General features: G+C 71.8%; 20 protein-coding genes and 2 pseudogenes. 19 read left to right on the top strand and 3 right to left on the bottom strand.

Annotated features, from left to right (window positions below; all coding sequences use genetic code 11):
* Positions 1 to 56: 56 nt before the first annotated feature.
* The 3 genes and pseudogenes from OHA55_RS33360 to OHA55_RS33350 all read left to right on the top strand — a co-directional run.
* Positions 57 to 1,286, top strand: a complete 1,230-nt coding sequence (locus OHA55_RS33360; RefSeq protein ID WP_266713671.1) for an aromatic acid exporter family protein — start codon at positions 57 to 59, stop codon at positions 1,284 to 1,286.
* Between the two features lie 267 nt (positions 1,287 to 1,553).
* Positions 1,554 to 2,096, top strand: a pseudogene (locus OHA55_RS33355) (RICIN domain-containing protein); the annotation flags it as partial.
* Between the two features lie 66 nt (positions 2,097 to 2,162).
* Positions 2,163 to 2,867: pseudogene (locus tag OHA55_RS33350) on the top strand (pectate lyase); the annotation flags it as partial.
* A gap of 431 nt (positions 2,868 to 3,298) precedes the next feature.
* Here the strand turns inward: OHA55_RS33350 and OHA55_RS33345 are convergent.
* Entirely contained in the window at positions 3,299 to 4,165 is an 867-nt protein-coding gene (locus OHA55_RS33345) for a GNAT family N-acetyltransferase (RefSeq protein WP_266713669.1), read from the bottom strand.
* A 285-nt stretch (positions 4,166 to 4,450) separates the two neighbouring features.
* Between OHA55_RS33345 and OHA55_RS33340 the strand changes: the two genes are divergently transcribed.
* Both OHA55_RS33340 and OHA55_RS33335 read left to right on the top strand, forming a co-directional pair.
* Entirely contained in the window at positions 4,451 to 5,317 is an 867-nt protein-coding gene (locus OHA55_RS33340; protein WP_266713668.1) for a DUF364 domain-containing protein, read from the top strand.
* The gene (locus OHA55_RS33335; RefSeq protein WP_266713666.1) at positions 5,314 to 6,387 is read left to right on the top strand and encodes a PLP-dependent cysteine synthase family protein; all 1,074 of its coding nucleotides are present in this window, start codon (positions 5,314 to 5,316) and stop codon (positions 6,385 to 6,387) included. Before OHA55_RS33340 ends, OHA55_RS33335 begins: the two co-directional genes overlap by 4 nt.
* A gap of 66 nt (positions 6,388 to 6,453) precedes the next feature.
* On the opposite strand, the gene OHA55_RS33330 is transcribed toward OHA55_RS33335, so the two are convergent.
* Positions 6,454 to 7,398: a LysR family transcriptional regulator gene (locus OHA55_RS33330; protein ID WP_266713664.1), complete on the bottom strand. Its 945-nt coding sequence runs from the start codon at positions 7,396 to 7,398 to the stop codon at positions 6,454 to 6,456.
* Between the two features lie 265 nt (positions 7,399 to 7,663).
* On the opposite strand from OHA55_RS33330, the gene OHA55_RS36625 reads away from it, so the two are divergent.
* The 14 genes from OHA55_RS36625 to OHA55_RS33265 all read left to right on the top strand — a co-directional run bounded on the left by OHA55_RS36625 (position 7,664) and on the right by OHA55_RS33265 (position 22,610).
* Positions 7,664 to 7,771 carry a putative leader peptide gene (locus OHA55_RS36625; protein WP_353963496.1) on the top strand — a complete coding sequence of 36 codons (108 nt, stop codon included), beginning with the start codon at positions 7,664 to 7,666 and terminating at the stop codon, positions 7,769 to 7,771.
* Positions 7,772 to 8,227: 456 nt separating this feature from the next.
* A complete protein-coding gene (ssuE, locus tag OHA55_RS33325) occupies positions 8,228 to 8,791 on the top strand; it encodes an NADPH-dependent FMN reductase (protein ID WP_266713662.1) in 564 nt (187 codons plus the stop codon).
* A gap of 83 nt (positions 8,792 to 8,874) precedes the next feature.
* On the top strand, positions 8,875 to 10,104 hold the full coding sequence (locus OHA55_RS33320; RefSeq protein WP_266713660.1) for an SfnB family sulfur acquisition oxidoreductase: 1,230 nt from the start codon (positions 8,875 to 8,877) through the stop codon (positions 10,102 to 10,104).
* 109 nt (positions 10,105 to 10,213) lie between these two features.
* Entirely contained in the window at positions 10,214 to 11,362 is a 1,149-nt protein-coding gene (locus tag OHA55_RS33315; protein ID WP_266713658.1) for an LLM class flavin-dependent oxidoreductase, read from the top strand.
* A 53-nt stretch (positions 11,363 to 11,415) separates the two neighbouring features.
* Positions 11,416 to 12,234: an ABC transporter ATP-binding protein gene (locus tag OHA55_RS33310; protein WP_266713656.1), complete on the top strand. Its 819-nt coding sequence runs from the start codon at positions 11,416 to 11,418 to the stop codon at positions 12,232 to 12,234.
* A 61-nt stretch (positions 12,235 to 12,295) separates the two neighbouring features.
* On the top strand, positions 12,296 to 13,384 hold the full coding sequence (locus OHA55_RS33305; protein ID WP_266713654.1) for an aliphatic sulfonate ABC transporter substrate-binding protein: 1,089 nt from the start codon (positions 12,296 to 12,298) through the stop codon (positions 13,382 to 13,384).
* Positions 13,381 to 14,265 carry an ABC transporter permease gene (locus OHA55_RS33300; protein WP_266713652.1) on the top strand — a complete coding sequence of 295 codons (885 nt, stop codon included), beginning with the start codon at positions 13,381 to 13,383 and terminating at the stop codon, positions 14,263 to 14,265. The genes OHA55_RS33305 and OHA55_RS33300 overlap by 4 nt, the downstream gene beginning before the upstream one ends.
* 701 nt (positions 14,266 to 14,966) lie before the next feature.
* Entirely contained in the window at positions 14,967 to 15,998 is a 1,032-nt protein-coding gene (locus tag OHA55_RS33295) for an amino acid ABC transporter permease (protein ID WP_266713650.1), read from the top strand.
* The gene (locus tag OHA55_RS33290; protein WP_266713648.1) at positions 15,995 to 16,801 is read left to right on the top strand and encodes an amino acid ABC transporter ATP-binding protein; all 807 of its coding nucleotides are present in this window, start codon (positions 15,995 to 15,997) and stop codon (positions 16,799 to 16,801) included. Before OHA55_RS33295 ends, OHA55_RS33290 begins: the two co-directional genes overlap by 4 nt.
* A gap of 125 nt (positions 16,802 to 16,926) precedes the next feature.
* Entirely contained in the window at positions 16,927 to 17,946 is a 1,020-nt protein-coding gene (locus tag OHA55_RS33285; RefSeq protein WP_266713646.1) for a transporter substrate-binding domain-containing protein, read from the top strand.
* A 50-nt stretch (positions 17,947 to 17,996) separates the two neighbouring features.
* Positions 17,997 to 19,106 carry an FAD-dependent oxidoreductase gene (locus OHA55_RS33280; protein WP_266713644.1) on the top strand — a complete coding sequence of 370 codons (1,110 nt, stop codon included), beginning with the start codon at positions 17,997 to 17,999 and terminating at the stop codon, positions 19,104 to 19,106.
* A 65-nt stretch (positions 19,107 to 19,171) separates the two neighbouring features.
* Positions 19,172 to 19,948, top strand: a complete 777-nt coding sequence (locus OHA55_RS33275) for a GNAT family N-acetyltransferase (RefSeq protein WP_266713642.1) — start codon at positions 19,172 to 19,174, stop codon at positions 19,946 to 19,948.
* A gap of 80 nt (positions 19,949 to 20,028) precedes the next feature.
* Positions 20,029 to 21,264 (top strand): LLM class flavin-dependent oxidoreductase, encoded by a 1,236-nt coding sequence (locus tag OHA55_RS33270; RefSeq protein WP_266713640.1) that lies wholly within the window; start codon positions 20,029 to 20,031, stop codon positions 21,262 to 21,264.
* Positions 21,261 to 22,610 (top strand): NtaA/DmoA family FMN-dependent monooxygenase, encoded by a 1,350-nt coding sequence (locus OHA55_RS33265; RefSeq protein ID WP_266713638.1) that lies wholly within the window; start codon positions 21,261 to 21,263, stop codon positions 22,608 to 22,610. The genes OHA55_RS33270 and OHA55_RS33265 overlap by 4 nt, the downstream gene beginning before the upstream one ends.
* 116 nt (positions 22,611 to 22,726) lie before the next feature.
* Here the strand turns inward: OHA55_RS33265 and OHA55_RS33260 are convergent, their stop codons facing one another.
* The gene (locus OHA55_RS33260; protein ID WP_266713999.1) at positions 22,727 to 23,893 is read right to left on the bottom strand and encodes an Ig-like domain-containing protein; all 1,167 of its coding nucleotides are present in this window, start codon (positions 23,891 to 23,893) and stop codon (positions 22,727 to 22,729) included.
* Positions 23,894 to 23,954: the final 61 nt, after the last annotated feature.

Raw genomic sequence — 23,954 nt, 5'->3', positions numbered from 1 at the left:
GGTGGCACCTGGGAGCGGGGGCGCTGCGAGGGCGGTCTTCGGGGCAGATTGCAGGAATGTCTGGAGTCTCCGCACCCGTACTCGAACTCGTCCGGCGCACCACCGAACCGGCGGCCGTGCAGACCCTGCGTTCCACGGCCGCGGCGGTCATCGCGTTCTCCGTGGCCCAGGCGACGCTGCCTCAGCCGGCGCCGCTGACCGCTCCGCTGACGGCGCTGCTGGTCGTGCAGGTCACCCTTTACGCGACCCTGACCACCGGCATCCGCAGAGTCAACTCGGTGATCGTCGGAGTCCTCATCGCGATCGGCTTCAGCGCGCTGGTGGGCCTGAACTGGTGGAGTCTCGGGCTGACGATCTTCACCGCGCTGCTGATCGGCCGGGTCGTGCGGGTCAACGAGTTCGTCCCCGAGGTGGCGATCAGCGCGATGCTCGTACTGGGCGTCTCCCAGGTCGCCGACACCGCGTGGGACCGCATCCTGGAAACGCTGATCGGCGCCGGGGTGGGCCTGCTCTTCAACCTCTTTTTCGCGCCTCCGGTGTGGGTGGAGACGGCCGGCGCCTCCATCGAGGGACTGGCCACCCGGATGGGCTCGATGCTGCGCGCCATGGGTCAGGAGATCGGCGGCCACATCCCCGTACCCGAGGCGGCCGCCCGGCTGCACGAGGCGCGCCGTCTCGACCACGACATCGTGGAGGTGGACGCCTCGCTGCGGCAGGCCGAGGAGAGCCTCATGCTCAACCCGAGGGTGCGCCAGGGGCTGCTGAACCGAGTCGTGCTCCGGACCGGTCTGGACACGCTGGAAATCTGTGCGGTCGTGCTGCGCGTGCTGACCCGTACCCTGACGGATCTGGCCAAGCAGCGCACCGAGGAGACGATGTTCCCCGAGGACGTGGGCGAGGGCCTGACCGAACTCTTCGACCAACTCGCCGAGGCCATCGAGGCGTTCGCCCGGCTGATCACCAGTCCGCTCGCGACGGGCGGCGAGCAGGCCGAGGACCGCCTCGCCGAGGCGCTGGCGCGGGGCCGCCGGACGCGCGACCGGGTCGCCGATCTGTTGCTGGAAGACGTGCAGGAGCACCCCAGGCAGTGGCAGTTGCACGGTGCGCTGCTGGCCGAGGTGGACCGCGTCCTCGACGAGCTCGACATCGACAAGCGTACGGAGCGGCTCGGCGAGGAACTCGACCGCCGGTCGGCCGAACTGCACGAGCGCCACCCCCTGCTGCGCCGGGTGATGCGGAGGCTGAGCGGCAACGGCGCACGGCGGAGGCCGGCCAAGGAGTCCTGAGCTCCGTCCACGGGGGTGCCCGGTCCGGTTCCGGCTCCTCGGCAGGCCCGGCCGACGGCCCGGGAGCCCCTTCGTATCGGTTCGCGCGCAACCCATTGACCGCCGATTCCGGTTGACGTACCGTCACCGGCGTTCGCATACAAGAACTCGGTTCAGATGAACGAACACCGTTCCTCATGTTTTCCCGGCCGGGAGCTTGCCTTTACCACCGCACCAACACTTCCTGGTGCCTGCGGAGGACGCCGCAGGCGGTGAAAGGACCCTCGAATGCGCACGGAGAATCAGCATGCCAGAAGGCGGGGCGGCAGGGCAGCCGCCTCGTTCCTCGCGGTCGCCGCTCTCATAGCGGCGACGCTCACCGCCCTCTTCGCCACCGGCTCGGCCTCGGCCGCACCCGCAGCCGGCTCGTACACCCTGAAGAACGCCGGCAGCGGACTGTGTCTGGAAGTCCCGGGCGCCAGTACCGCCGTCGGCACCCAGCTCACCCAGAACACCTGCGCGGGCACCGCGGCGCAGACCTGGAAGCTCACGGCCTCCGGCAGCGGCTACACCCTGATCGCCTCGCACAGTGGTAAGTGCGCCGGTGTGAAGGACGCCTCCACCAGCGCCGGCAAGGCCGTGGAACAGCAGACCTGCAGCGGAGCGGCGACCCAGGTGTGGACCCTCACCCAGGTGAGCGGAAGCATCTACCAGGTCATCAACAGCAACGGCGGCAAGTGCCTCAACACCAAGGACTCCGCCACCAGCGCCGGCACCCTGGTCCAGCAGAACTCCTGCGACTCGGTGACCAGCAAGCGCTGGACGTTCACCGCGGCCGGGTCGACCACGACCCCGACCGACCCGCCGACGACGACCCCGCCCACGACCACGCCGCCCAGCTCGGGGTCGAAGCCCTCCTGGCCGACCGCCAGCGGGAGCCAGGCCGTCTCGGCCAGCATCCAGGTGTCCGGCACCTACGACGGCAGCCTGAAGCGCTTCTACGGAACCGGTGACCTGGGCAGCGACGGCCAGGACGAGGACCAGCCGGCGATGTTCGAACTGGCCGCCGGCGCCACCCTGCAGAACGTCATCCTCGGCTCGCCCGCGGCCGACGGCGTCCACTGCGCCGGTGCCTGCACGCTCAAGAACGTCTGGTGGGAGGACGTGGGCGAGGACGCGGCGACCTTCCGCGGCAGCTCCTCCTCGCAGGTCGCCACGGTCGACGGCGGCGGTGCGCGGCTGGCGGACGACAAGGTCTTCCAGCACAACGGCGCCGGCACGGTCGTCATCAAGAACTTCCAGGTCGACGACTTCGGCAAGCTGTACCGATCCTGCGGCAACTGCTCGACGCAGTACGGCCGTCACGTCGAGATCTCCAACGTCTGGATCACCGCGCCGGGCACGTCCGTGGTGGGCATCAACACCAACTACGGCGACACGGCCAAGATCTCGGGCGTCACGATCTACGACGACGAGGACCGCGACATCGACATCTGCAAGAAGTACAAGGGGGTGACGAGCGGAGAGCCGTCCGAGACCGGTTCGGGCGCCGATGGCACGTACTGCATCTACAGCTCCTCCGACATCACCTACGTGGACTGAGCCGGGCCGGCATCGGCCGGAGCGCGGCAGGACGGAGGGGCGGCGCGTGCCACGCGTCGCCCCTCCGGGCCGGTCGGGGGCCGAAGAGCCACTTCGCCGCGTGCGGGCGGGTTTCCGACACCTTGGGCGCGACCTGGCTCACCCGGGCCGACGTCGCCGCGACCGGCCGGACGGGGACGGACAGGCCGGACGGGGACGGACAGGCCGGACGGGGACGGACAGGCCGGCCAACGGAGTCGCTCCCTCGACGCGGGCGACAAGAGTTACCGGGGCCGGGTCCGGACCGTGATGCGCGCGGCCCACGTGCACAGCGCACACAGAACGTCACGCCGCCCACGTGCACGGCGCACACAGAACGTACGGCTCGTCGTATGGTGCCACTGATCACACGCACCACGAGGCCGAGGGGCCTTTGTGGTTGCCGACGGGACTCAGGAGAACCTGTACCCGGCGAAGTCGGCGAGGTGGACGTATCCGAGGCGCTGGTAGAGGGCGTTACTGGTGGGGTTGTCCGGGTCCGTGAACAGGACCACCTCCGTCGCGCCCGCGGCGAGCGCGGCCCTGCTCGCCTCGGCCGTCACGGCTCCCGCATAGCCGCGTCCGCGGAGGTGGGCCGGGGTGTAGACGGGATCCACCCGGACCATGCCGCCGACGACCGAGGTTGTAGCAGCCATCGAGACGGGGACGCCGTCCGGAGTCTCCCAGAAGGTGAAGTGCCTGTCGCCGAAACGCGAATCCACCCAGAAGCCGGCGTCGATCAGCTCGATCGAGGGCTGCTCCCCGACATCGACGCAGAACTCACGGCACCAGCGCGTGATGTGCTCACGGTCCTCGCCGCCCGTACGGCGCCCCTGCCCTTCCGGGCCCGGTCGTGGCGGGACGAGCGTGCCGAGACGGTAGAGGTGGGTCCGCCAGAAGGGCACGGCCGCCGCACCCGTGGTCCGCTGCCACGATTCGGCGAACGCGTCGGCCGTGTCCTTGTCCGCGATGACGTGGGAGGGGCTGTGGCCCAGTTCGGCCAGCCGGGCGGCGAGAGCGTCGGTCCGGCCGGCGGCGAGGGACGTGAGACCCAGGCGTCCGCGTGGAGTGAGATAGAAGATCGCACGGACCTCGCCCTCCGACATCAGCCTGCCGAACATGCCTGTCCCGACGTCACGTTCGGCCGAGCGGCGTATCCGCAGGTTCTCGATGTCCGTCAGCGGCGTGTTGTGCAGGGCGGGGCGCGAGCGGAGGAATTCCCCGGCTCGGGCGAGGAAGTCGTCGATGTCGCGGGTGAGGCGCCAGTGGTCCGGAAGCATGCTTCATGATCCCGGATTCCCCGGGCACCCGCGGCGCGCGAGGCAGTGGGGGCGGCCGGGGACCGGCACCGGTCCAGCCGCCGGCGGGGCGACAGGCCCCAACACGTCTCCCGCAGGCAGTCGGCGCAGTTCCCGCACGTCCCGCGAGCCGACGCGGTACCGCTCTCCATCGAGGCCGAGATGACAATGAAAATGATTGTCGATAACGTGATCCCTCCGGGCGCCCGCCCCTCATCCGGGTCCTGCTGTCGCGCTCGGAGATCCCGCACCACGAAGGAGACACCCATGGCCCCCTTGATGGACGCGGGTCCGGCCGTGACCGGCCCCCGAGCGCGCGCGGGCTCGTACCCCGAGCTCGTCGAGCGGGTCCTCGCCGGGGAGTTCGGCCCCCTCCCGGAGTCCCTGCGGATCGCCTCGGCGTTCACCACGCACCAGGCCGTGCACCACGACGGACGGAACACCGGCTACCGCAATGAGGTGTTGAGCCTGCGACTGGCAGGTGCGGTGGGTTCGTGCGCGGTGGAGCCGGGTGCGCTGCCCGGCGACGTGGTGGCGGATTGTGCGGGCTCACATGCCCGTAGTCTGCTCTCACATCCTCTCCGACCGGTCCGCGTGGCCGCCCTGGACGCCTATCTGATGCACGTCCTTCCGCACGGCGCCACGTCCGGTGCGAGGAACTGGGCTCTTCCTGGTGGTAGTTCGCTGGTGAGATCGCGGGCGAGGGCACGAGCCGTGGTGAGTCTGCTGCGACTCCCGCCAGGGAGAACGGTGTTGGTGGTGGGGGTCGTCAACTCCCTGCTGGAGGCCTTGCGCATGCGCGGACTCGGCTACGTCCCGTGCGATCTCAAGGGCGGCACCACGGAGTGGGGCGAGGCCGTGACGACGGACGCGTTCGCGGCCCTGGAACACTGCGACGCCGTGCTCGCCTCCGGAATGACCCTGGGGAACGGCACGTTCGAGGAGTTGCGCATCCACGCCGGGCGGTGGGGCAAGCCGCTGGTGATGTTCGCCCAGACCGGCAGCGCGATCCTGCCCCGGCTCGTCGGGGCGGGCGTCGCGGCGGTCTGCGCGGAGCCGTATCCGTTCTTCTGGCTCGACGGCGGCCCCGGCACCGTGCACCTCTACGGCGGACACACCGGAGGCACTCCGTGACCACGGCCGTCCGCGCCCCGGTCGAGAACCGTGCGCTGCTCGGCCTCGTGGGACAGAGCCCGCTGGCCCGCGTCACCACCGATCTCGCGGGGCCGCACCCGGGATTCTGGGCGAAGCTCGAAGGGCTGGGCGTCGGGGGCATGAAGGCGCGACCGGCGGTCTCGATGCTGCTGGGCGCCAGGGCGCGCGGTGAACTGCCGCCCGGTGCGCCGGTGATGGAGTCGACCTCCGGCACGCTCGGGATCGGGCTCGCCTTCGCGGGGCAGGCCCTGGGACACCCGGTCACCCTGGTGGTGGACGCCGAACTCGAACCACCGTTGAGGAAGTTGCTGCGCGCCTACGGTGCCCGGCTGGATTTCGTGGACCGTCCGGCGCGAGAAGGCGGCTGGCAGGCTGCCCGGCTGCTCCGGCTCCACGAGTTGCTTCGGCGGACGCCCGGGGCCTACTGGCCCGATCAGTACGGCAACCCCGACAACGCGGCCGGATACGTCTCACTCGCGTCCGAACTGACCGACCGGCTCGACCGGATCGACATCCTCGTGTGCAGTGTCGGCTCGGGAGGCCACAGCGCCGGGATCGCCGGACCGCTCCGCCGGCGCCTGCCCGGCCTGCGGCTCATCGGGGTGGACGCGACGGGCTCGACGATCTTCGGTCCGCCGGCCCGCCCCCGCCTGATGCGCGGCCTGGGCAGCAGCATCCGGCCGCGCAACGTCCTGTACGCGGCGTTCGACGAGGTCCACTGGGTCGGACCGGCCGAGGCCGTACACGCCTGCCGGCGGCTCGCGTCGGGGAATTTCGTCAGCGGCGGATGGAGTACCGGAGCCGTCGCCCTCGTGTCCGCCTGGGCGGCCCGTACGCACCCGGAGGCGGTCGTCGTCACGGTGTTCCCGGACGGGCCCGAACGGTATCTCGGCACGGTGTACGACGACGCCTTCACGGCCGCCCACGGTCTCGGCGAACCCGCCGGGCGCCCGGTGGAGATCCCGCACCCGGCGGTGGAGGCGGGCGGGTGGACCCGCTGCCGGTCCGTCACCGACCCGCGCGTCCCACGTCCGGCGCCCCTACCGTGACCGGCTCCCGGGGTGCGCCGGCGCCGTCCCGCGTCCTGAGGCGCGGCCGGTGCCCTGGTCCGGCCGTCACCGGCCGCCCTGCTCCTCGGCCGCCTCGTCGCCCGTCCGCAGTCTCGCGTACCGCGCGGCGCGTACGAGCAGCGTGGACCGCAACTCGCGGGCCGCGCGCGGAAAGGAGCCGCTTCGGGGGCGCTGGACAACGACCAGCACCCTCGTCGCGTCGTCCGACAGCGGCCGGGAGACGAGCACCCCGGCCCGCTCCAACGGGTCCCCGGACACACTGAAGTCGGGCAGCACGGTCACTCCGAGCCCCTCGGCGACCATCAGTTTGCCGAGCTCCGCACCGTCCGTCGCATAGCTGAACGACAGCCCACGCCCCTCCAGCAGCCGGTGGGTGTAGCGGTGCATGACATAGCCGGGGCGCATGCCGATCAGCGGTTCGGTGAGCAGGTCCTCCGGGGTCACCACCTCCCGGCCGGCGAGCGGGCTGTCCGGCCGCATGCAGACCACGGGCCGTCCGCGCAGCAGCTCGGTGGTCTCCATGTCCGGTGGAGTGTCGTCGCCCAAAAGATAATTGACGAGCCCGAGGTCGAACGCGCCTTCCCGCAGCCCCCGGTGGATGTCCTCCTGCTGCGTCCCGATGACCTCGACCTGGGTGGCGGGGTGGGTGGACCGGAAGTCCCGCATCGCGGGCATCAGCAGCGGCACCGTCGCCGCGTTCACCGTGCCGACCCGCACGGTCCGGCTGCTGTGGTGCTGGTCGTGGGCGGCCCGGCGCAGTCGGTCCACCGACTCCAGCACCTCGACGATGTGCGGCAGGAGTTCCCGGCCCTGTTCGCTGATCCGGGCACCGGACCGGCGGCGGTCCAGCAGGTCGACGCCCAGCTCGCGCTCCAGGTTGCGTACCGTCTCGCTCAACGCGGGCTGGGAGAGGTGCAGTTCACCGGCGGCGCGGCGCAGCGAGCCGGTTCTCGTCACCGCCGCGATGCACTCCAGCTGTTCGATGCGCATGGCTCGTCCTCCGTGAGGGGCGACCCGACGGAAGCGTCAACAGCCGCAGCCGGAGGGAAAGGTGAGAGGGAAACCCTATCAACGGTTCGCCGATACCGACTCCCACCCGTGCCCCGACTGCCGGTACGCTCCCAGACAGGAACGGACAGTCGGCGGCCACGAGGGCCGCGCGGACCGCGTTCCCCGGTGGTACGGGTTCCCCGCTGGTCGGGTGGGCCCGGACCCGGCCGGACAAGCTCCACCTCCTCCCAGCGGATCGGTGACCATGGACAAGCGAGTGGACCTCACGCGGCGGCGCCATGTCGACCTCGCGCGTGTCTCCAGCGCCGTCTGTCGCCCCTGCCACGGTTGTCGTCCCGGCCACGGCCGCTGACCTTCCTGCCGTAGCGAGTCCCGGGGGTCTCCTCCCGCCCGGTCCGCCTCCTGCGCCGCACCCTTGCCCCATGCCCCGCGAGTGCCTCGGCGCGGCGGTACGCACCGGTGGTGTGCGGGGGCGGGGCGCCACCGTCGCGTCCACGTCCGACGTCCGGTGACGACTTCCGCGGTGGTCGCGTTCGCGTCGTCCGGTGCGCCGCGGCGCAGCCCATACCTTGCCGTGGACACGCCGTAGGTGCACAGGTTTCCCGATCGCCGTGCGGGCAGCGCCGCCCGTTCACGAGCTCCTGCCGCACGCTCCGGCCGGTGTCCGTGCTCCGCGTCCGCCCGCGCCGTGTCGTCCCGCGTGGCCCACTGCGCCCCTGCCGCCCTGCGCCGCCGGCCGGCGCCCTGCCCTCCGACCGTTCCCCCTGCCCCGGCCGCCCCCGCGCCGGTGCCGTTCTCTGGAGTTCCGATGGCCTTCGTCCTGTCCGTGTCCGGCAGTCCTTCCGCCACTTCCCGCACCTCCCGGCTGCTGCGCCATCTCGATGCCCGCCTGGAGGCGGACCGGCACGAGGTCGTCGCGCTCGATGTGCGCGACCTTCCCGCGCAGGCCCTGCTGGGGGCCGACCCGGGCCATCCGGCCATCGCCAGGGTGGCGGCGCTGGTGGAGCGGGCGGACGGTCTGGTCATCGGCACGCCCGTCTACAAGGCCGCCTACTCCGGGCTCCTCAAGGCACTGCTGGACCTGCTCCCGCAGTACGCGCTGGCTGGGAAGACGGTGCTGCCGCTGGCCACCGGCGGGTCCGTCGCACACGTCCTCGCCGTCGACTACGCCCTGCGCCCGGTGCTCAACTCCATGGGCGCGGGCCACATCACCCAGGGGTGGTTCGTCCTCGACAAGGACGTCTCCGCCTCGCCGGACGGCCAGGTCACCTTGGCCGCCCCGGCCGCCGCGCCGCTGTACGGCATCGTCGACCAGTTCTCCGCCGCCCTCTCCGCGGCCGCACCTCGCCGCTCCCTGTACGCCGCCGGGTGATCCGGGCGGGGGACGGGGGCACCCGCCCGCCCGTACCAACGCCCACACGCCTGCACCCCCGCACCCGACCCTCCGGAGTCCCGATGACCGTTTCCGCCGCACCTCCTCCCGTCTCCGACGGCGGTCCGTCCGCAGCCCATGTCGTCCGCGACGACGCGGAGGCGCTCGCCCTCGCGTCCGAACTGGCCGCGGAGTTCCGCCCGGGGGCCGCCGCCCGGGACTCGGAGCGCCGGCTGCCGCACGCGGAGCTCGACCGCCTCTCCTCCTCCGGCCTTCTCGGCATCACCGTGCCCGGGGCGTACGGCGGAGCCGGAGTACGTCACACCACCCTGGCCCGTGTCGTACGGACCCTCGCCTCGGCCGACGCCAGCCTCGCGCAGATCCCGCAGAGCCACTTCGTGTACGTCAACGTGCTGCGCGCCCGGGGCAGCGAGGACCAGCGCCGGTTCTTCTTCGGCGAGGTACTGGCCGGCCACCGTCTCGGCAACGCCCAGTCCGAGGCGGGTACGAAGCACGTCCAGGACATCCGGACGCGGCTCACGGCCGACGGGGACGGCGGCTTCCTGCTGACCGGCCGGAAGCACTACTCGACCGGGGCCCTCTACGCGCACTGGATACCCGTGCTGGCCCGGGGCGAGGACGAGGAGCTGTGGGTGGCCTACGTGCCGCGCTCCGCGGCCGGTGTCACCGTGGTGGACGACTGGGACGGCATGGGGCAGCGCACGACCGCGAGCGGGTCGGTCCGGCTCGACGGCGTCCGGGTGCCGGCCGACCGGGTGGTGCCGCACCACCTGACCTTCCGCGGGCCGCAGTTGCACGGCGCCGTCGCCCAGTTGCTGCACGCCGCCATCGACGCGGGGATCGCGGCGGGGGCTCTGGAGGAGGCCGCCGCGTTCGTCCGGACGAAGAGCCGGCCCTGGTTCGAGAGCGGAGTGGAGAAGGCGTCCGAAGACCCGCTCCTCATCCAGCGGTTCGGCGAACTGTCCTTGCGCGTACGGTCGTCCGACGCCCTGCTCGCGGAGGCGGCACGCGCGGTCGACCGCGCGGAGGCCGATCTCACCGACGACTCCGCCGCCGAGGCATCCCTCGCGGTGGCGGCGGCCAAGGTCGTCGCCGCCGAAGCCGCGGTCGAGACCGGCTCGGCGCTCTTCGAGGTGGCGGGCACCCGTGCGGCGCTCGACTCCCTGAATCTGCATCGGCACTGGCGCGATGCCCGGACCCACACCCTGCACGACCCGACGCGCTGGAAGGTGCAGCACCTGGGTCGCTGGGCACTCAACGGCACCCGGCCGCCCCGCCACGGGCTCCTCTGAGCGGTCCCGGCGGCCCGACGGCCCGCCGGGACCTCGGTTCCCCGGCTCCCGACTCCCCGAATCCCCCGCTCCCCGGCTCCCCGGCTCCCCGCACCGAAAGGGTTCTCCCATGTCTCTCACGTTCCACTGGTTCCTCCCCACCAACGGCGACAGCCGGCACGTGGTGGGAGGCGGTCACGGTACGCCCGTCACGGCGGCGGGCGGTGACCGTCCGCCGAGCGTCCCCTACCTCACGCAGATCGCGCTCGCGGCCGAACAGCTCGGCTTCGTCGGCGCGTTGACCCCGACGGGCGCCTGGTGCGAGGACGCCTGGCTCACCACGGCCCTGATCAGCCAGCACACCGAACGCCTCAAGTTCCTGGTGGCCTTCCGGCCCGGCTCCGTGTCGCCGACCCTCGCGGCGCAGATGGCGTCCACGTACCAACGGCTCACCGGAAACCGGCTGTTGCTGAACATCGTCACCGGCGGCGAGAGCCACGAGCAGCGCGCCTACGGCGACTTCCTCGACAAGGACGGCCGGTACGCGCGGACCGGCGAATTCCTGCACATCGTGCGGGAGTTGTGGCAGGGCAGGAGCGTGGACCACGCGGGCGAGCACCTGCGGGTGGAGGACGCCAAGCTGGCGCGGGTGCCCGATCCGGTACCCGAGATCTACTTCGGCGGTTCTTCTCCCGCCGCGGGCGTGGTCGCGGCCCGGCACAGTGACGTCTACCTCACCTGGGGGGAGCCGCCCGCGGCCGTCGCCGAGAAGATCGCCTGGATCAGGAAGCTCGCCGCCGAGGAGGGCCGGACCGTGCGCTTCGGCATCCGGCTCCACGTGATCGCACGCGACACCTCCGAGCAGGCGTGGGCCGAGGCGGGGCGGTTGCTGTCGGGCTTCGACGAGCAGACCATCCGGTCCGTGCAGGAGGGCCTCGCGCGCAGCGAGTCGGAGGGGCAGCACCGGATGCTCGCGCTGCACGGCGGCGGCCGGGACGGGCTGGAGATCCATCCGAACCTGTGGGCAGGTATCGGCCTGGTGCGCGGCGGTGCGGGCACGGCCATGGTCGGTTCGCACGAGGAGATCGCCGATCTGATCGCCGAGTACCAGGCCCTGGGCATCGAGGAGTTCGTCCTCTCCGGCTATCCGCACCTGGAGGAGGCGTACTGGTTCGGGGAGGGCGTCCTGCCGGTCCTCGCGCGGCGCGGGCTGTGGCAGCACCCGTTCGCGAGCACCACCGTTCCCTCGGCCATCGTCCCGTTCGCGGGGCGGCCGTGACCCGGGCGGGTTCCGCGCCGGCGGTGACGGGCCCGGATGTGGCGGCGCCGGAAGTGACCGGGCCCGAGCCGACCGGGTCCGAGGTACGGCCCCGTACCGGCGCCGCCGCCGTCTCCCTGAGGGGTGTCGGGCGGGACTTCGGACAGGGACGGCGGGCGCGGAGCGTACTGGCCGGAATCGATCTGGACCTGGCGGCGGGCGAGACGGTCGCGGTGCTCGGCCCGTCCGGGTCGGGCAAGTCCACGCTGCTGAGGTTGATCGGCGGGCTGGACGTGCCCACGTCCGGCGAGGTGCTGGTCGACGGGCGGTCCGTCGTCGCGGGCGATCCCCGTACGGCAGTGGTGTTCCAGGACCCGCGGCTGATGCGCTGGCGCACCCTGTCCTCCAATGTCGCCTTCGGTCTGCCGAGAGGTACCGACCGGGCGGAGGGGAGGGCCACCGTCGCCCGACGGCTCACCGAGGTGGGTCTGGACGGGTACGGCGGGCACCGCCCCGGTCAGGTCTCCGGCGGCATGGCGCAGCGGGCCGCGCTCGCCCGGGCCCTGGCGCGGGAGCCCGGCGTACTGCTGCTCGACGAACCCTTCGCGGCGCTCGACGCGCTCACCCGGATGCGGATGCAGGACCTGCTGGACGCGATGCAGCGAGCGGCGGGCACCACGGTGCTGATGGTCACGCACGACGTGGACGAGGCGCTGCACCTCGCGGACCGGATCGTGCTGCTCGGGTCCGGGCCCGCCGCCACGATCGCCGCCCGCATCGACGTACCGGTCGCGCGCCCCCGGCCGCGGGGGCATCCCCAGCTGGTCCCGCTGAGAGCGGATCTGCTGCGCCGGCTCGGCGTCGGCGACCCCGACCGTCCCCACCAGCCCTGAGAGACAGGCCATGAGAGGCACCTCCGTGAGAACCGCTGTGAGAACCGCTGTGAGAACCGCTGTGAGAACCGCCCCGACCACCGCCACCGAGAATCCCGGCGCCCTGCGTACCGGCGTCACGGCCACCGGCGTCATGAGACCGCTGCGCGCCGTCGCCGTCCTCGCCGGTCTCCTGCTGACCGCCACCGCCTGCGTGTCGGGCGAGTCCGCGGACGGCTCCGCGGCGGCCGACGCCAAGACCGGCGGCGGATCCGTGACCGTCCGGCTCGACTGGGCGTACTACAACCCGGAGAGCCTCGTCCTGAAGGAGAAGGGCTGGCTCGGCGACACGCTCTCCGGTCAGGACGCGACCGTCACCTGGACCCAGTCCCTCGGCAGCAACAAGGCCAACGAGAACCTCCGCGCCGGGGCGATCGACTTCGGTTCGACCGCGGGCACACCCGCCCTCCTGGCCCGCGCCAACGGGACCGAGCTGCACACGGTCGACGTGTACAGCAGGCCGGAGTGGTCCTCGCTGGTCGTCGCGAAGGGCTCGCCGCTGCGGTCGGTGAAGGACCTGAAGGGCCACAAGGTGGCGGTCACGAAGGGCACCGACCCGTACTTCTTCCTGCTCCAGGCCCTGGAGAGCGCGGGGCTGGACGCCGGTGACGTCACGGTCGTCAACCTCCAGCACGCGGACGGGCGGACGGCTCTGGAGCGGGGTGACGTGGACGCGTGGGCGGGTCTCGACCCGTACCTCTCGCAGAGCCAGATCGAGAACGGCTCCCGGCTGATCTACCGGAACCTCGCCTTCAACTCGTACGGATTCCTCAACGTCTCGGCGGACTTCGAGCAGAAGCACCCGGAGCTGGTCCAGACGGTCGTGGACGGTTACGAGAAGGCCCGGGCCTGGATCATCGCCCACCCGGACGAGGCCGTACGGCTGCTCGCCGAGGAGTCCAAGGTGAGCGAGGCGGTCGCCCGGCAGCAGCTGACCGAGCGAACCGAACTCGACGTCTCCCCCGTTCCCGGCGACGAGCAGCGCGCCGTGCTCGAACGGATCGCGCCGGTCCTGGTGGAGGAGAACCTGGTGCCCGACCGGAAGGCCGTCGACGGCGCGCTGGACTCGCTCTTCCTCCCCGAGTACGCGCGCAAGGCGGACCCGTCGTGAGCGCCAGAACCGCCGATACGGCGGAGAGGGACCGGGAAGTCTCCGCGCCCGCCCCGGCGACCGCGTCGGCCGCCGGGAAGAGCGGGCTTCCGCAGGGGACCCGCGGCGGGGACCGGCTCGTCGCCGCCGGGCGGGTGGCCGGCCGGGCGGCGGTGGGGCTGTTGGTCCCGGTGGGCATCCTCGTCGCCTGGCACACGGCCGCCCGCTCGGGGGCGTACTCCCCCAGCCAGCTGCCCGAACCGCTGGCGGTGGCCCGGGCCGCCCGGGTGCTCTGGGAGCGGGGCGAACTTCCGCACCACGTGGCGATCAGCGTGCAGCGGGTCCTGCTCGGCTTCGCCGCCGGGGCCGGGGCCGGACTCGTGCTGGGGGGCCTGGTCGGGCTCTCGACCGCGGTGCGCCGGCTGCTGGGCCCGACCATTCAGGCGCTGCGCGCGGTGCCGTCGCTGGCGTGGGTTCCCCTGCTGCTGCTCTGGCTCGGCATCGGGGAGACGCCGAAGATCACCCTGGTGGCGGTCGGCGCCTTCTTCCCCGTCTACACGACGGTGGCTTCGGCGCTCGACCACGCCGACCCGGGCCTGCGCGAACTCGGGCACGCCTACGGCCGCCGGGGCCCCGCCCTGCTCGCCCAGGTGCTGATCCCGGCGGCGGCTCCGTCGGTCCTGGCGGGGCTGCGGCTGGGTCTCGCGCAGGGGTGGCTTTTCCTGGTCGCCGCCGAGCTGATCGCCTCGTCCATGGGGCTGGGGTTCCTCCTGATCGACAGCCAGAACACCGGGAGGACCGACATCCTGCTGCTGGCGATCGTGCTGCTGGCCCTGCTCGGCAAGGCGACCGACGCCGTACTCGGGGCGGTGGAACGGGCCGTGGTCAGGCGCTGGACCTGAGGGGAGGACGGCCGGCGCGCGTCGTAGATGCTCGTCCCCTGCGTGTGGGCGGCATGACCGGGCATGAAGCCCGTGTTACGGGATCACGAAATGATCGCCGCTCCACAGGGCCTCCGGAAAGCGTCCGGTCGTCGGGCCCGGTCGTCCGACCGGTGCCGTTTCCGCTGGTCAGAGCGTTCGGCGCTTCGCTCCGAGAGGATTTCCGAACTGCCCCTTACACCTGTTCACACGGTTACGGGACGCATTGACGCCCCCTTCCCCCGCATGGGTTACTGGCGCCGGACCGGCCCGGTGATTCCCCGGCGGTCCGGCGGCCACGACCCCCGTGCGTCGCCCGGTAACACCGAGCGTGTCCCAGCGGCCCGCTCATCGCGGCAGAGAGAAATCAGGATGACCAGCATGGAGATCGCACCGGAGAGGACGGCAGGCGTCCGCCGCCTCCGCTCCGCCGTGCCGTCCGCCACGCTGTCCTTCTCCTCCCGCCGCACGCCGTCGCACGGGTGCGGTGCTTGCCACTCGTGTACGTGCGGGCTGCCGGCCTGCGCACCGCACTGCGGCTGCTGACCGGCCGGACCAAGTCCGCCCGCCCCTCTCGCGATTCCCCGCATCCCTGCCCGGACTTCTCCGGCCAGGGTTCCCGATTCGGCCCGACCGCGTGCCGCGCGCGCCGTCGGGTCAGCCCCTTCTCCGCTGGAGCACCCATGCCCGAGACGTCCGCGCCCCCGGAAGATCCGGTCACCACCGGCTCTCCCTCCTCCCCGCCCGGAGAGCCCCCGGCCCCGAAGGTCTCCGAGCGCACCGACTCGGCGCACGACCCGCGTCTCGCGGCCGAACGGGTGCTGCCGCTGCGCCATCCGTGGCGGTGGGTGCTCACGGCGGTGGTCGTCGTGCTGGTGGCCCAGTTCGTCCACGGTCTGGTGAGCAACCCCTTCTACCAGTGGAGCCGTTTCTCCTACTGGTTCTTCCGTCCGGTGGTACTCGACGGCCTGCTGATCACTCTCGAAGTCGCCGCCCTCAGTGCGGTGTTCGGTCTGATCGGTGGCGTGATCCTCGCGCTGGGCAGGCTGTCGCCCAATCCGGTACTGCGGTCCGTCTCCTGGGTCTACATCTGGCTGCTGCGTTCGGTGCCGCTGATCGTCGTGCTGCTCTTCCTCTACAACTTCAGTGCGCTGTATCAGACGTTGAGTCTCGGCGTTCCGTTCGGGCCGGCCTTCTTCGAGTTCGACGAATCCCGGCTCGCCACCGACATGACCGTCGCCGTGGTCGGTCTCAGCCTCAACGAGGCCGCCTACGCGGCGGAGGTGGTCAGGTCCGGCGTGCTCTCGGTGGACCAGGGCCAGCACGAGGCGGCCTCGGCGCTCGGCCTGCCGCGCGGCTACCAGTTCCGCCGCATCGTCTTCCCGCAGGCGCTCCGGGTGATCGTGCCTTCCTACGTGAACCAGCTGATCGGCCTGGTCAAGGGCACCTCGCTGGTCTTCTACGTCTCGCTGCTCGACCTGTTCGGCACCGTCCAGAGCCTCGGCAGCACCTACTCCGGCGACATCGTCCCGCTGCTGCTGGTCGCCACCCTCTGGTACGTGATCCTCACCAGCGTCATCTCGGTGATCCAGTTCTACGTGGAGCGCCACTACTCGCGGGGCGCGCTGCGCACCGTACCCCCGACCCCGTTCCAGAAGTTCCGGGCCACCGTCCGGGCCGCCCGCTCCAGGACCCCGATCGGATCGAGCTCATGAGCGTCATCGCCCCGCAGAGCACGAAGAGCCCCGGCCGCGCCGATCCGGTGGCGGTGGAGATCCACCAGGCACACAAGTGGTTCGGTGAGAACCAGGTCCTGCGCGGCATCGACCTGACGGTCGAGCCTGGGTCGGTGACAGTGATCCTCGGCCCGTCCGGGTCCGGCAAGTCGACGCTGCTGCGTACGGTGAACCACCTGGAGAAGCTGGACATCGGTCATGTGACGGTGGGTGGCGAGCCGATCGGGGTACGCCACCACCGCGGCCGGCTGAAGGAGCTGCCCGAGCGCGTCATCCGGGCGCAGCGCAGCCGGATCGGCTTCGTGTTCCAGAACTTCAACCTCTTCCCCAACCTCACGGTGCTGGAGAACGTCGCCGCCGCGCCCACCGCCATCGGTCTCGCCGACCGTGACGGCGCCCGCGAGCTGGCCCGTACCCTGCTCGACCGGGTGGGGCTGGCGGACAAGGCCGACAGTTACCCGCGCCGGCTGTCCGGTGGCCAGCAGCAGCGGGTCGCCATCGCACGGGCGCTCGCGCTCGAACCCGGTGTGATCCTCTTCGACGAGCCGACCTCGGCGCTCGACCCGGAGCTGGTCGGTGAAGTCCTCTCCGTCATCAAGGAGTTGGCTACCGGAGGTACGACGCTGATCGTGGTGACCCATGAGATCGGGTTCGCCCGTGAGGTCGCCGACCAGGTCGTCTTCATGGACCACGGCGTGATCGTCGAGCAGGGCAAGCCCTCCGACGTGCTGGACAACCCGCGCGAGGCCCGCACCAGGGAGTTCCTGGGCAAGGTTCTCTGACCGTCCGTCACCTTGCCCTCAGTGCTTGATTAAACGTCAGCCGTTGGTCTCGGTCGGCCCCTTGGGCTGACTCCTCTCCCCCACACGTCCTCTCACCTGTTCTCCATCACCCTCAAGGAACCGACATGTCCCGCCGCAGATCCCGTCTGACCACCCTCGCCACCGCCGGCACCGTCCTCGCTCTCGCCGCCGGCCTCAGCGCCTGCGGGGACAGTGACACCGAGGACTCCGCCGCCGCTTCCGGCACCGCCAAGGGGTCGGTCGTCATCGGCGCCGCCTCGAACGGGGCCGCCAAGGAGATAACGCTGGACGTCCCCGAGGTCGCCTCCATCCGCTCGCAGCTGCCCAAATCCGTCATCGAGGACGGCAAGTTCACCATCGGTCTGGGCATGCTCCCCGCCGGATCCGCGCCGCTCGGCTACGTCGGGGACGACCAGAAGACGATCACCGGTTCCGAGCCCGACCTCGGACGCCTGGTCGCCGCGGTCTTCGGCCTGAAGGCCGAGCCGAAGAACGCGACCTGGGAGAACCTGTTCGTGGGGATCGACAGCGGGCGCACCGAAGCCGGCTTCTCCAACATCACGGACACCGAAGAGCGCAAGAAGAAGTACGAGTTCGCCTGCTACCGCCAGGACAACCTCGGTTTCGAAGTGAGCAAGGAGGCGGACTGGAACTTCGACGGGGACTACAAGAACCTGGCGGGCAAGACCATCGCCGTGGGCTCCGGCACCAACCAGGAGAAGATCCTGCTGGAGTGGCGGGACAAGCTGGAGTCCGAGGGCAAGAAGCTCGACGTCAAGTACTTCGCGGACAACAACAGCGCCTATCTGGCGCTGAACTCGAAGAAGATCGACGGTTACTTCGGCCCGAACCCCGCCATCGCGTACCACATCACCCAGTCCGCGAGCACTCCGCAGGCCACCCGCAGCGGTGGTACCTACTCGGGCGCCGGGGCTTCGTTGCAGGGACTGATCTGCGCCACCGCGAAGAAGGACAGCGGCCTGGCCAAGCCGCTGGCGGAGGCCATCAACTACCTGATCGAGAACGGCCAGTACGCGAAGTGGCTGGAGGCGTGGAACCTCAAGGACGAGGCGGTGCAGAAGGCGGAGGTCAACCCTCCGGGCCTGCCGATCACCAACTCCTGATCCACAAAAAACCGCGCCCGAGCGCGGGCGAGCAGAAAGGAAGACCCGTCATGGCACCCAGCGTGGTGATCGTCGGCGGCGGGGTCATGGGCGCGGCGGCGGCCTGGCGGCTGGCGGGACGCGGCCACCGGGTCACGGTGCTGGAGCGGTTCGGGCCCGGCCACGACCGGGGAAGCTCGCACGGCAGCTCCCGCATCTTCCGTCTGACGTACGCCGATCCCTGGTACGTCGGGCTCGCCCTGCGGGCGCTGCCGCTGTGGCGGCGGCTGGAGGAGGAGTCGGGGCAGCGGGTGCTGACGGTCACCGGTGCCGTCGACCACGGGGCGCCCGGGGCGGTGGAGGAACTGGCCGGCGCCCTGGCGGAGGCCGGGCGGCCGGGGCTGGTGCTCAGCCCTGCAGAGGCGGCCGAACGCTGGCCCGGGCTGCGCGCCGACACGAGCGTGCTGCATCACGCGGAGGGCGGCCGGCTGCACGCCGACGCTGCCGTGGCGGCGCTGCTCGCGGCCGCCGCGGGCCTCGGCGCCGATGTCCGGCACGGGGTGCGGGTGCGCGCGCTGCGCCGGACGGGGAGTGGCGTCACCGTGGAGACCGAGGAGGGCGGCCGGGTCCTCGCGGACGCGGCGGTGGTCGCGGTCGGCGGCTGGTCGCCGTCCGTCCTGCCGGACCTGGTGGACGGGCTGCCGCCGCTGCGGGTCACTCAGGAGCAGCCGCTGCACTTCGCGGTGGAGGACGCGCTGGAGTGGCCGGCCTTCGTGCACCATCCCGGCGCGGAATTCCACGAACCGGGCGGGGTGTACGGGCTCGGCAGCCCGGACGGTGTCAAGGTCGGGTTCCACGCGGTCGGGCCGGTGGTCGACCCGGACCACCGGGACCGCACTCCGGACCCGGTCGCGGCCGAGCGGCTGGAGGCCTATGTCCGTGCCTGGCTGCCCGGTCTGGCCCGGGCAGCCCCCGAGCCGGTCACCTGCCTCTACACGTCCACCCCCGACCACGACTTCGTGGTCGACCGGCAAGGTCCGGTGACGGTGCTCGCCGGGTTCTCCGGCCATGGGTTCAAGTTCGCTCCCGCCATCGGGGAGCTGGCCGCGGATCTGGTCGAAGGCCGGCCGGGGGCCCGGCGCTTCGCCCTCGGGCGGCCGCTGCCCGCCGCCGTGGGCTGAACCGGTCCCACACTGTCCACCGTGCCGGCACCGGCACGGTTCCACCGAAGGAAGAACGGCCTCGTATGTCCACCGACGTCCAGTCACCGCAGTCACTCCCCCGCACCAGCCACGGCCTCGGCTCCGCTCCCGGCCGGCCCGTACCTCACGTGCTGGACAACGCCCCCTGGGCCGCCCTCACAGGAGCGCACCGCCGTTTCGCGGAGATCGTCGGCTCGGCGGCCCGTTATCAGACGGACGTCGCCCCCTTCGTGGCACTCGGCGACTCCGCGGACCCGAGCGCCTGGGACGATCTGGCCGCGCTGCTCGGGCCCGGTGCGGAGACGGCGGTGACCGGGATCGACAGCGTGCCGGAGCACTGGGAGACGGTGCAGCGCGCGGAGGGCGTACAGCTCGTCGCGGACACCCTGACCACGCGGTCCGATCCGGAGGCGGTCCGGCTGACCACCTCCGACGTGCCCGAGATGCTGGACCTGGTGAGCCGCAACAAGCCGGGGCCGTTCCGCCCGCGCACCATCGAACTGGGCGCGTACTGGGGAATCCGGCGCGGCGGAAGGCTGGTGGCGATGGCCGGGGAACGGCTGCGGCCCCCCGGCCACACCGAGATCAGCGCGGTCTGCACGGATGCCGAACACCGCGGGGAGGGGCTCGCCACCCGGCTGGTGCGCCATGTCGCCGACGGCATCCGGGACCGCGGGGACGTTCCCTTCCTGCACGCGGCGGGGGACAACGAGAACGCCATCCGGCTCTATCTCTCGATCGGCTTCGCTCTTCGCCGGCGCACCCTCTTCGCCATGGTCCGCGTCCCGGGCGGTGATCCCGCCACCGCGTCGGAGAGCTGACCTCCGCGCCCCGAGGCCCGTGTGTGAAGCGGCGCCTCCCCATGTACTCCCCAGCCGATCAGGAAAGGCCCTTTCCCGCCATGTCGCAGTCCCCTTCCTCACCTCCCGAACCCCTGCATCTCGCCGTGGCGCTGGACGGCACGGGCTGGCACCCCGCGTCCTGGCGCGAGCCCGAGTCCCGCGCCGGCGAACTCTTCACCGCCGGCTTCTGGCTGGACGCCGTGCGGGAGGCGGAGGCGGGCCTCCTCGACTTCGTCACCTTCGAGGACTCGCTGTCCCTCCAGTCCACCGACCCGACCGCCGACGACCGTCGTACCGACCAGGTGCGCGGCCGGCTCGACGCGGTCCTGATCGCCTCCCGGGTGGCGCCGCTGACCCGGCACGTGGGTCTGGTCCCGAGCGTGGTGGCGACCCACACCGAGCCGTTCCACCTGGCGAAGGCCGTCGCGACTCTGGACTTCGTGAGTTCCGGCCGCGCCGGGGTCCGGGTGAAGGTCTCCGCCGCCGGGCACGAGAACGCGCACTTCGGCCGCCGGGACCTGCCGCCGTTCCGCCCGCAGGACTACCTGGAGCCCGAGGCCCAGAAACTGGTGCGGGAGTTGTTCGCCGAGGCCGCCGAGTACGTCGAGGTGCTCCGCAGGCTCTGGGACAGCTGGGAGGACGACGCGGAGATACGCGACGCCGCCACCGGCCGGTTCATCGACCGCGAGAAGCTGCACTACATCGACTTCGAGGGCGAGTACTTCAGCGTCAAGGGCCCTTCCATCACGCCGCGTTCGCCGCAGGGGCAGCCGCTGGTGACCTCGCTGGCCCACGCGGCCATTCCGTACGAGCTGGTGGCGAGCTCCACCGACGTCGGTTACGTCACCCCGCACGACGCCGCCGAGGCGCGGGCCGTGACCGAGGAGATCCGGGCCGCCCAGGAGGCCGCCGGGCGCGGCGGGGAGACCCTCCACGTCTTCGGCGACCTGGTGGTGTTCCTGGACGAGACCGCGGGCGCGGCGAAGGCCCGCCGCCGCCGTCTCGACGACCTGGCCGGCGCTCCCCTGGCGAGCGACGCCGAGATCTTCACCGGCACCCCGGCCGAACTGGCCGATCTGCTGCTGGACTGGCAGCGGGCGGGTCTGACCGGGTTCCGGCTGCGTCCGGCGGTCGCCGGTCACGACCTGCCGGCCGTCACCCGGGGACTGGTGCCCGAACTCCAAAGCCGCGGCGCGTTCCGCAACACGTACGAAGCCGACTCGCTGCGCGGCCTGCTCGGCCTCTCGCGCCCCGCCAACCGTTACGCCCGGGTCCGGGCCGGAGGACAGTCATGAGCGACACCCTGAAGCAGATCCACCTCGCGGCCCACTTCCCCGGGGTCAACAACACCACGGTCTGGAGCGACCCGGAGGCCGGGAGCCAGATCGACTTCGCCTCGTTCAGCCATTTCGCGCGCACCGCCGAACGGGCCAAGTTCGACTTCCTGTTCCTGGCCGAGGGCCTGCGGCTGCGCGAACAGGGCGGCGCCATCTACGACTTGGACGTGGTCGGCCGCCCGGACACCTTCGGCATCCTCGCCGCGCTGGCTGCGGTCACCGACCGGCTCGGTCTGGCCGGCACGATCAACTCCACCTTCAACGAACCGTACGAGGTGGCACGGCAGTTCGCCTCCCTGGACCATCTCTCGGCGGGCCGCGCGGCGTGGAACGTCGTCACCTCCTGGGACGCGTTCACCGGCGAGAACTTCCGGCGCGGCGGCTTCCTCGCGGAGGAGGACCGCTATACCCGCGCCGAGCAGTTCCTGCGCGCCTCCTGGGAGTTGTTCGACTCCTGGGGCGGGGACGAGATCCTCGCCGACCGGGAGAGCGGCCGGTTCCTGCGCAGCGCGGACGCCGGTACCTTCGCCCACCGCGACCAGCACTTCGACATCGCGGGCCGCTTCAACGTGCCGCGCTCCCCGCAGGGCCGCCCGGTGATCTTCCAGGCCGGGGACTCGGACCAGGGACGGGAGTTCGCGGCGGCCACCGCGGACGCCATCTTCAGCCGGCACTCCGCTCCGGAGCCGGGCCGCGCCTTCTACGAGGACGTGAAGGGACGGCTGGCCCGCCACGGGCGCGAGCGGGACGAGCTGCTGATCCTGCCCGCCGCCACCTTCGTGCTGGGCGACACGGACGCCGAGGCGGAGGAGCGCGCGCACGAGGTGCGGCGCGCTCAGGTCAGCGGCCAGACCGCGATCAAGTTCCTGGAGCACGTGTGGAACCGGGACCTGTCCTCCTACGACCCGGACGGGCCGCTGCCCGACGTCGACCCGGACACCGGTGAGCACACCGTGACCCGGGGCCGGGCGAGTGTGCGGATGGTCCGCGATCCGCTGGCGACCGCCTCCGAGTGGCGTCAGCGCGCGAAGGCGGAGGGCCTGTCGATCCGGGAGCTGGTGATCGAGACCAGCGCCCGGCAGACCTTCATCGGCTCGCCGTCGACGGTCGCGCGGGCGCTGAACGACTCCGTACAGAGCGAGGTGTCCGACGGCTTCATCCTGGCACCGCACCTGGTGCCCGGCGGCCTGGACGAGTTCGCCGACAAGGTGGTCCCGCTGCTCCAGGAGCAGGGCGTGTTCCGTACGGAGTACGAGGGGACGACCCTCCGCGACCACCTGGGTCTGCGGACTCCGAAGGCCTGATCACCGCAGGCGGGGCCCGAGAGCGGACGAGCGCTTTCGGGCCCTGGGGAGGCCGCCGCCGCAAAGCGGGGTACGGGGTTGGCGCGCGGCGTCTCCCGTCGGCCGGTCCTTCCCCCTCACAGCGCGCTCTTGGCCTGCCAGTCGGCCCAGGACACGTTCCACGCGCCGTAGCCGTTGCCTTCCGCGACCACGCCCTTGGTGTCCGCGCCGGTGATCTCGAAGGGGTCGCCCACCTGCGTCTTCGTGTAGAGCTCGGCGGCGTTCGCGTCGCTCATGCCCACGCATCCCGAACTGTGGTTGGCCACACCGAAGTACGCGGCGTTCCACGGCGCGGCGTGGGCGTACATGCCCGACCAGGTGAGCCGCATCGAGAAGTCGACCATCTTGTCGTAGGCGTCGCCCAGGCCGACCGTCTCGGAGCGCATGTTGATGGTGCCCTCCTTGGCCATCAGCACGGCGGTGCCGCGCCAGGACGCCTTGTCGCCGCCGGGGGTGCCGCCGGAGACGGGTATGTCCATGACGGTGCTGCCGTCCCGGACGAGCGCGAGCCGGTGGCGGTCGAGGTCGACCTTGACCACCTGGGCGTGGCCGACGGTGAAGGACATGGCGTAGTCGCGTACGAAGAATCCGCCGCCGGGTCCCGAGTCGGTGCCGTTGAGCCCGGCGTCCAGGGTGACCTCGGTGCCGGGCTTCCAGTACTCCTTCGGCCGCCAGTCGACGCGGTCCTTGCCGGAGTAGTCGCGCAGCCAGCCCCAGGAACCCTCGGTGTCGTTCGAGGTGGTGACCTTGAGGGCCTTCTCCACGGCCGCCTTGTTCTTCACCGGGTGGTCGAAGACGATCGACAGCGGCTGTGCGATGCCGACGGTGACGTTCTTGCCCGGGGCGAGGGTGAGCTTGTTGACCAGGTCCGCCTCGGCCGTGGTGAACTCCTCGGTGTCCGCGCCGCCCCGGGTGTCCGTCGCCTTCACGTGGTAGCGGGTGCCCGGGGCGGCGGGGCGGTCGGAGGTCCAGGTGTGGCCGTCCTCGGACATCCGGCCGGTGAGCGTCCCGCCGGAAGCGTCGGTGACCTCGACGGCGCGCAGGGTGCCGTCGGCGAGGGTCACCGTGACGGGTGCGCCGGCCGGGGCGTCGTCGCCCCGGAGGCTCACCGAGACGTCGGTACGCTCCGCGCGTGCCGTACCCCCCACGGCGGCCGGGGCGCTGCCCGGTCCGGAGGCCGAGGCGCTTGCGGAGCAGGCGGTCAGGGTGGCGCCCAGGACCGCGGTACCGGCCGCCAGGGTGATGCGGGCCGTGCGGCCGGGGCGGGGGGCGCGGTCCGCGCGCGGGCTCAGTGGACTGGGACCT

The organism is Streptomyces sp. NBC_00102, from assembly GCF_026343115.1.
Taxonomy (GTDB): domain Bacteria; phylum Actinomycetota; class Actinomycetes; order Streptomycetales; family Streptomycetaceae; genus Streptomyces.
This window is presented reverse-complemented; position numbering and strand designations above follow the sequence as displayed.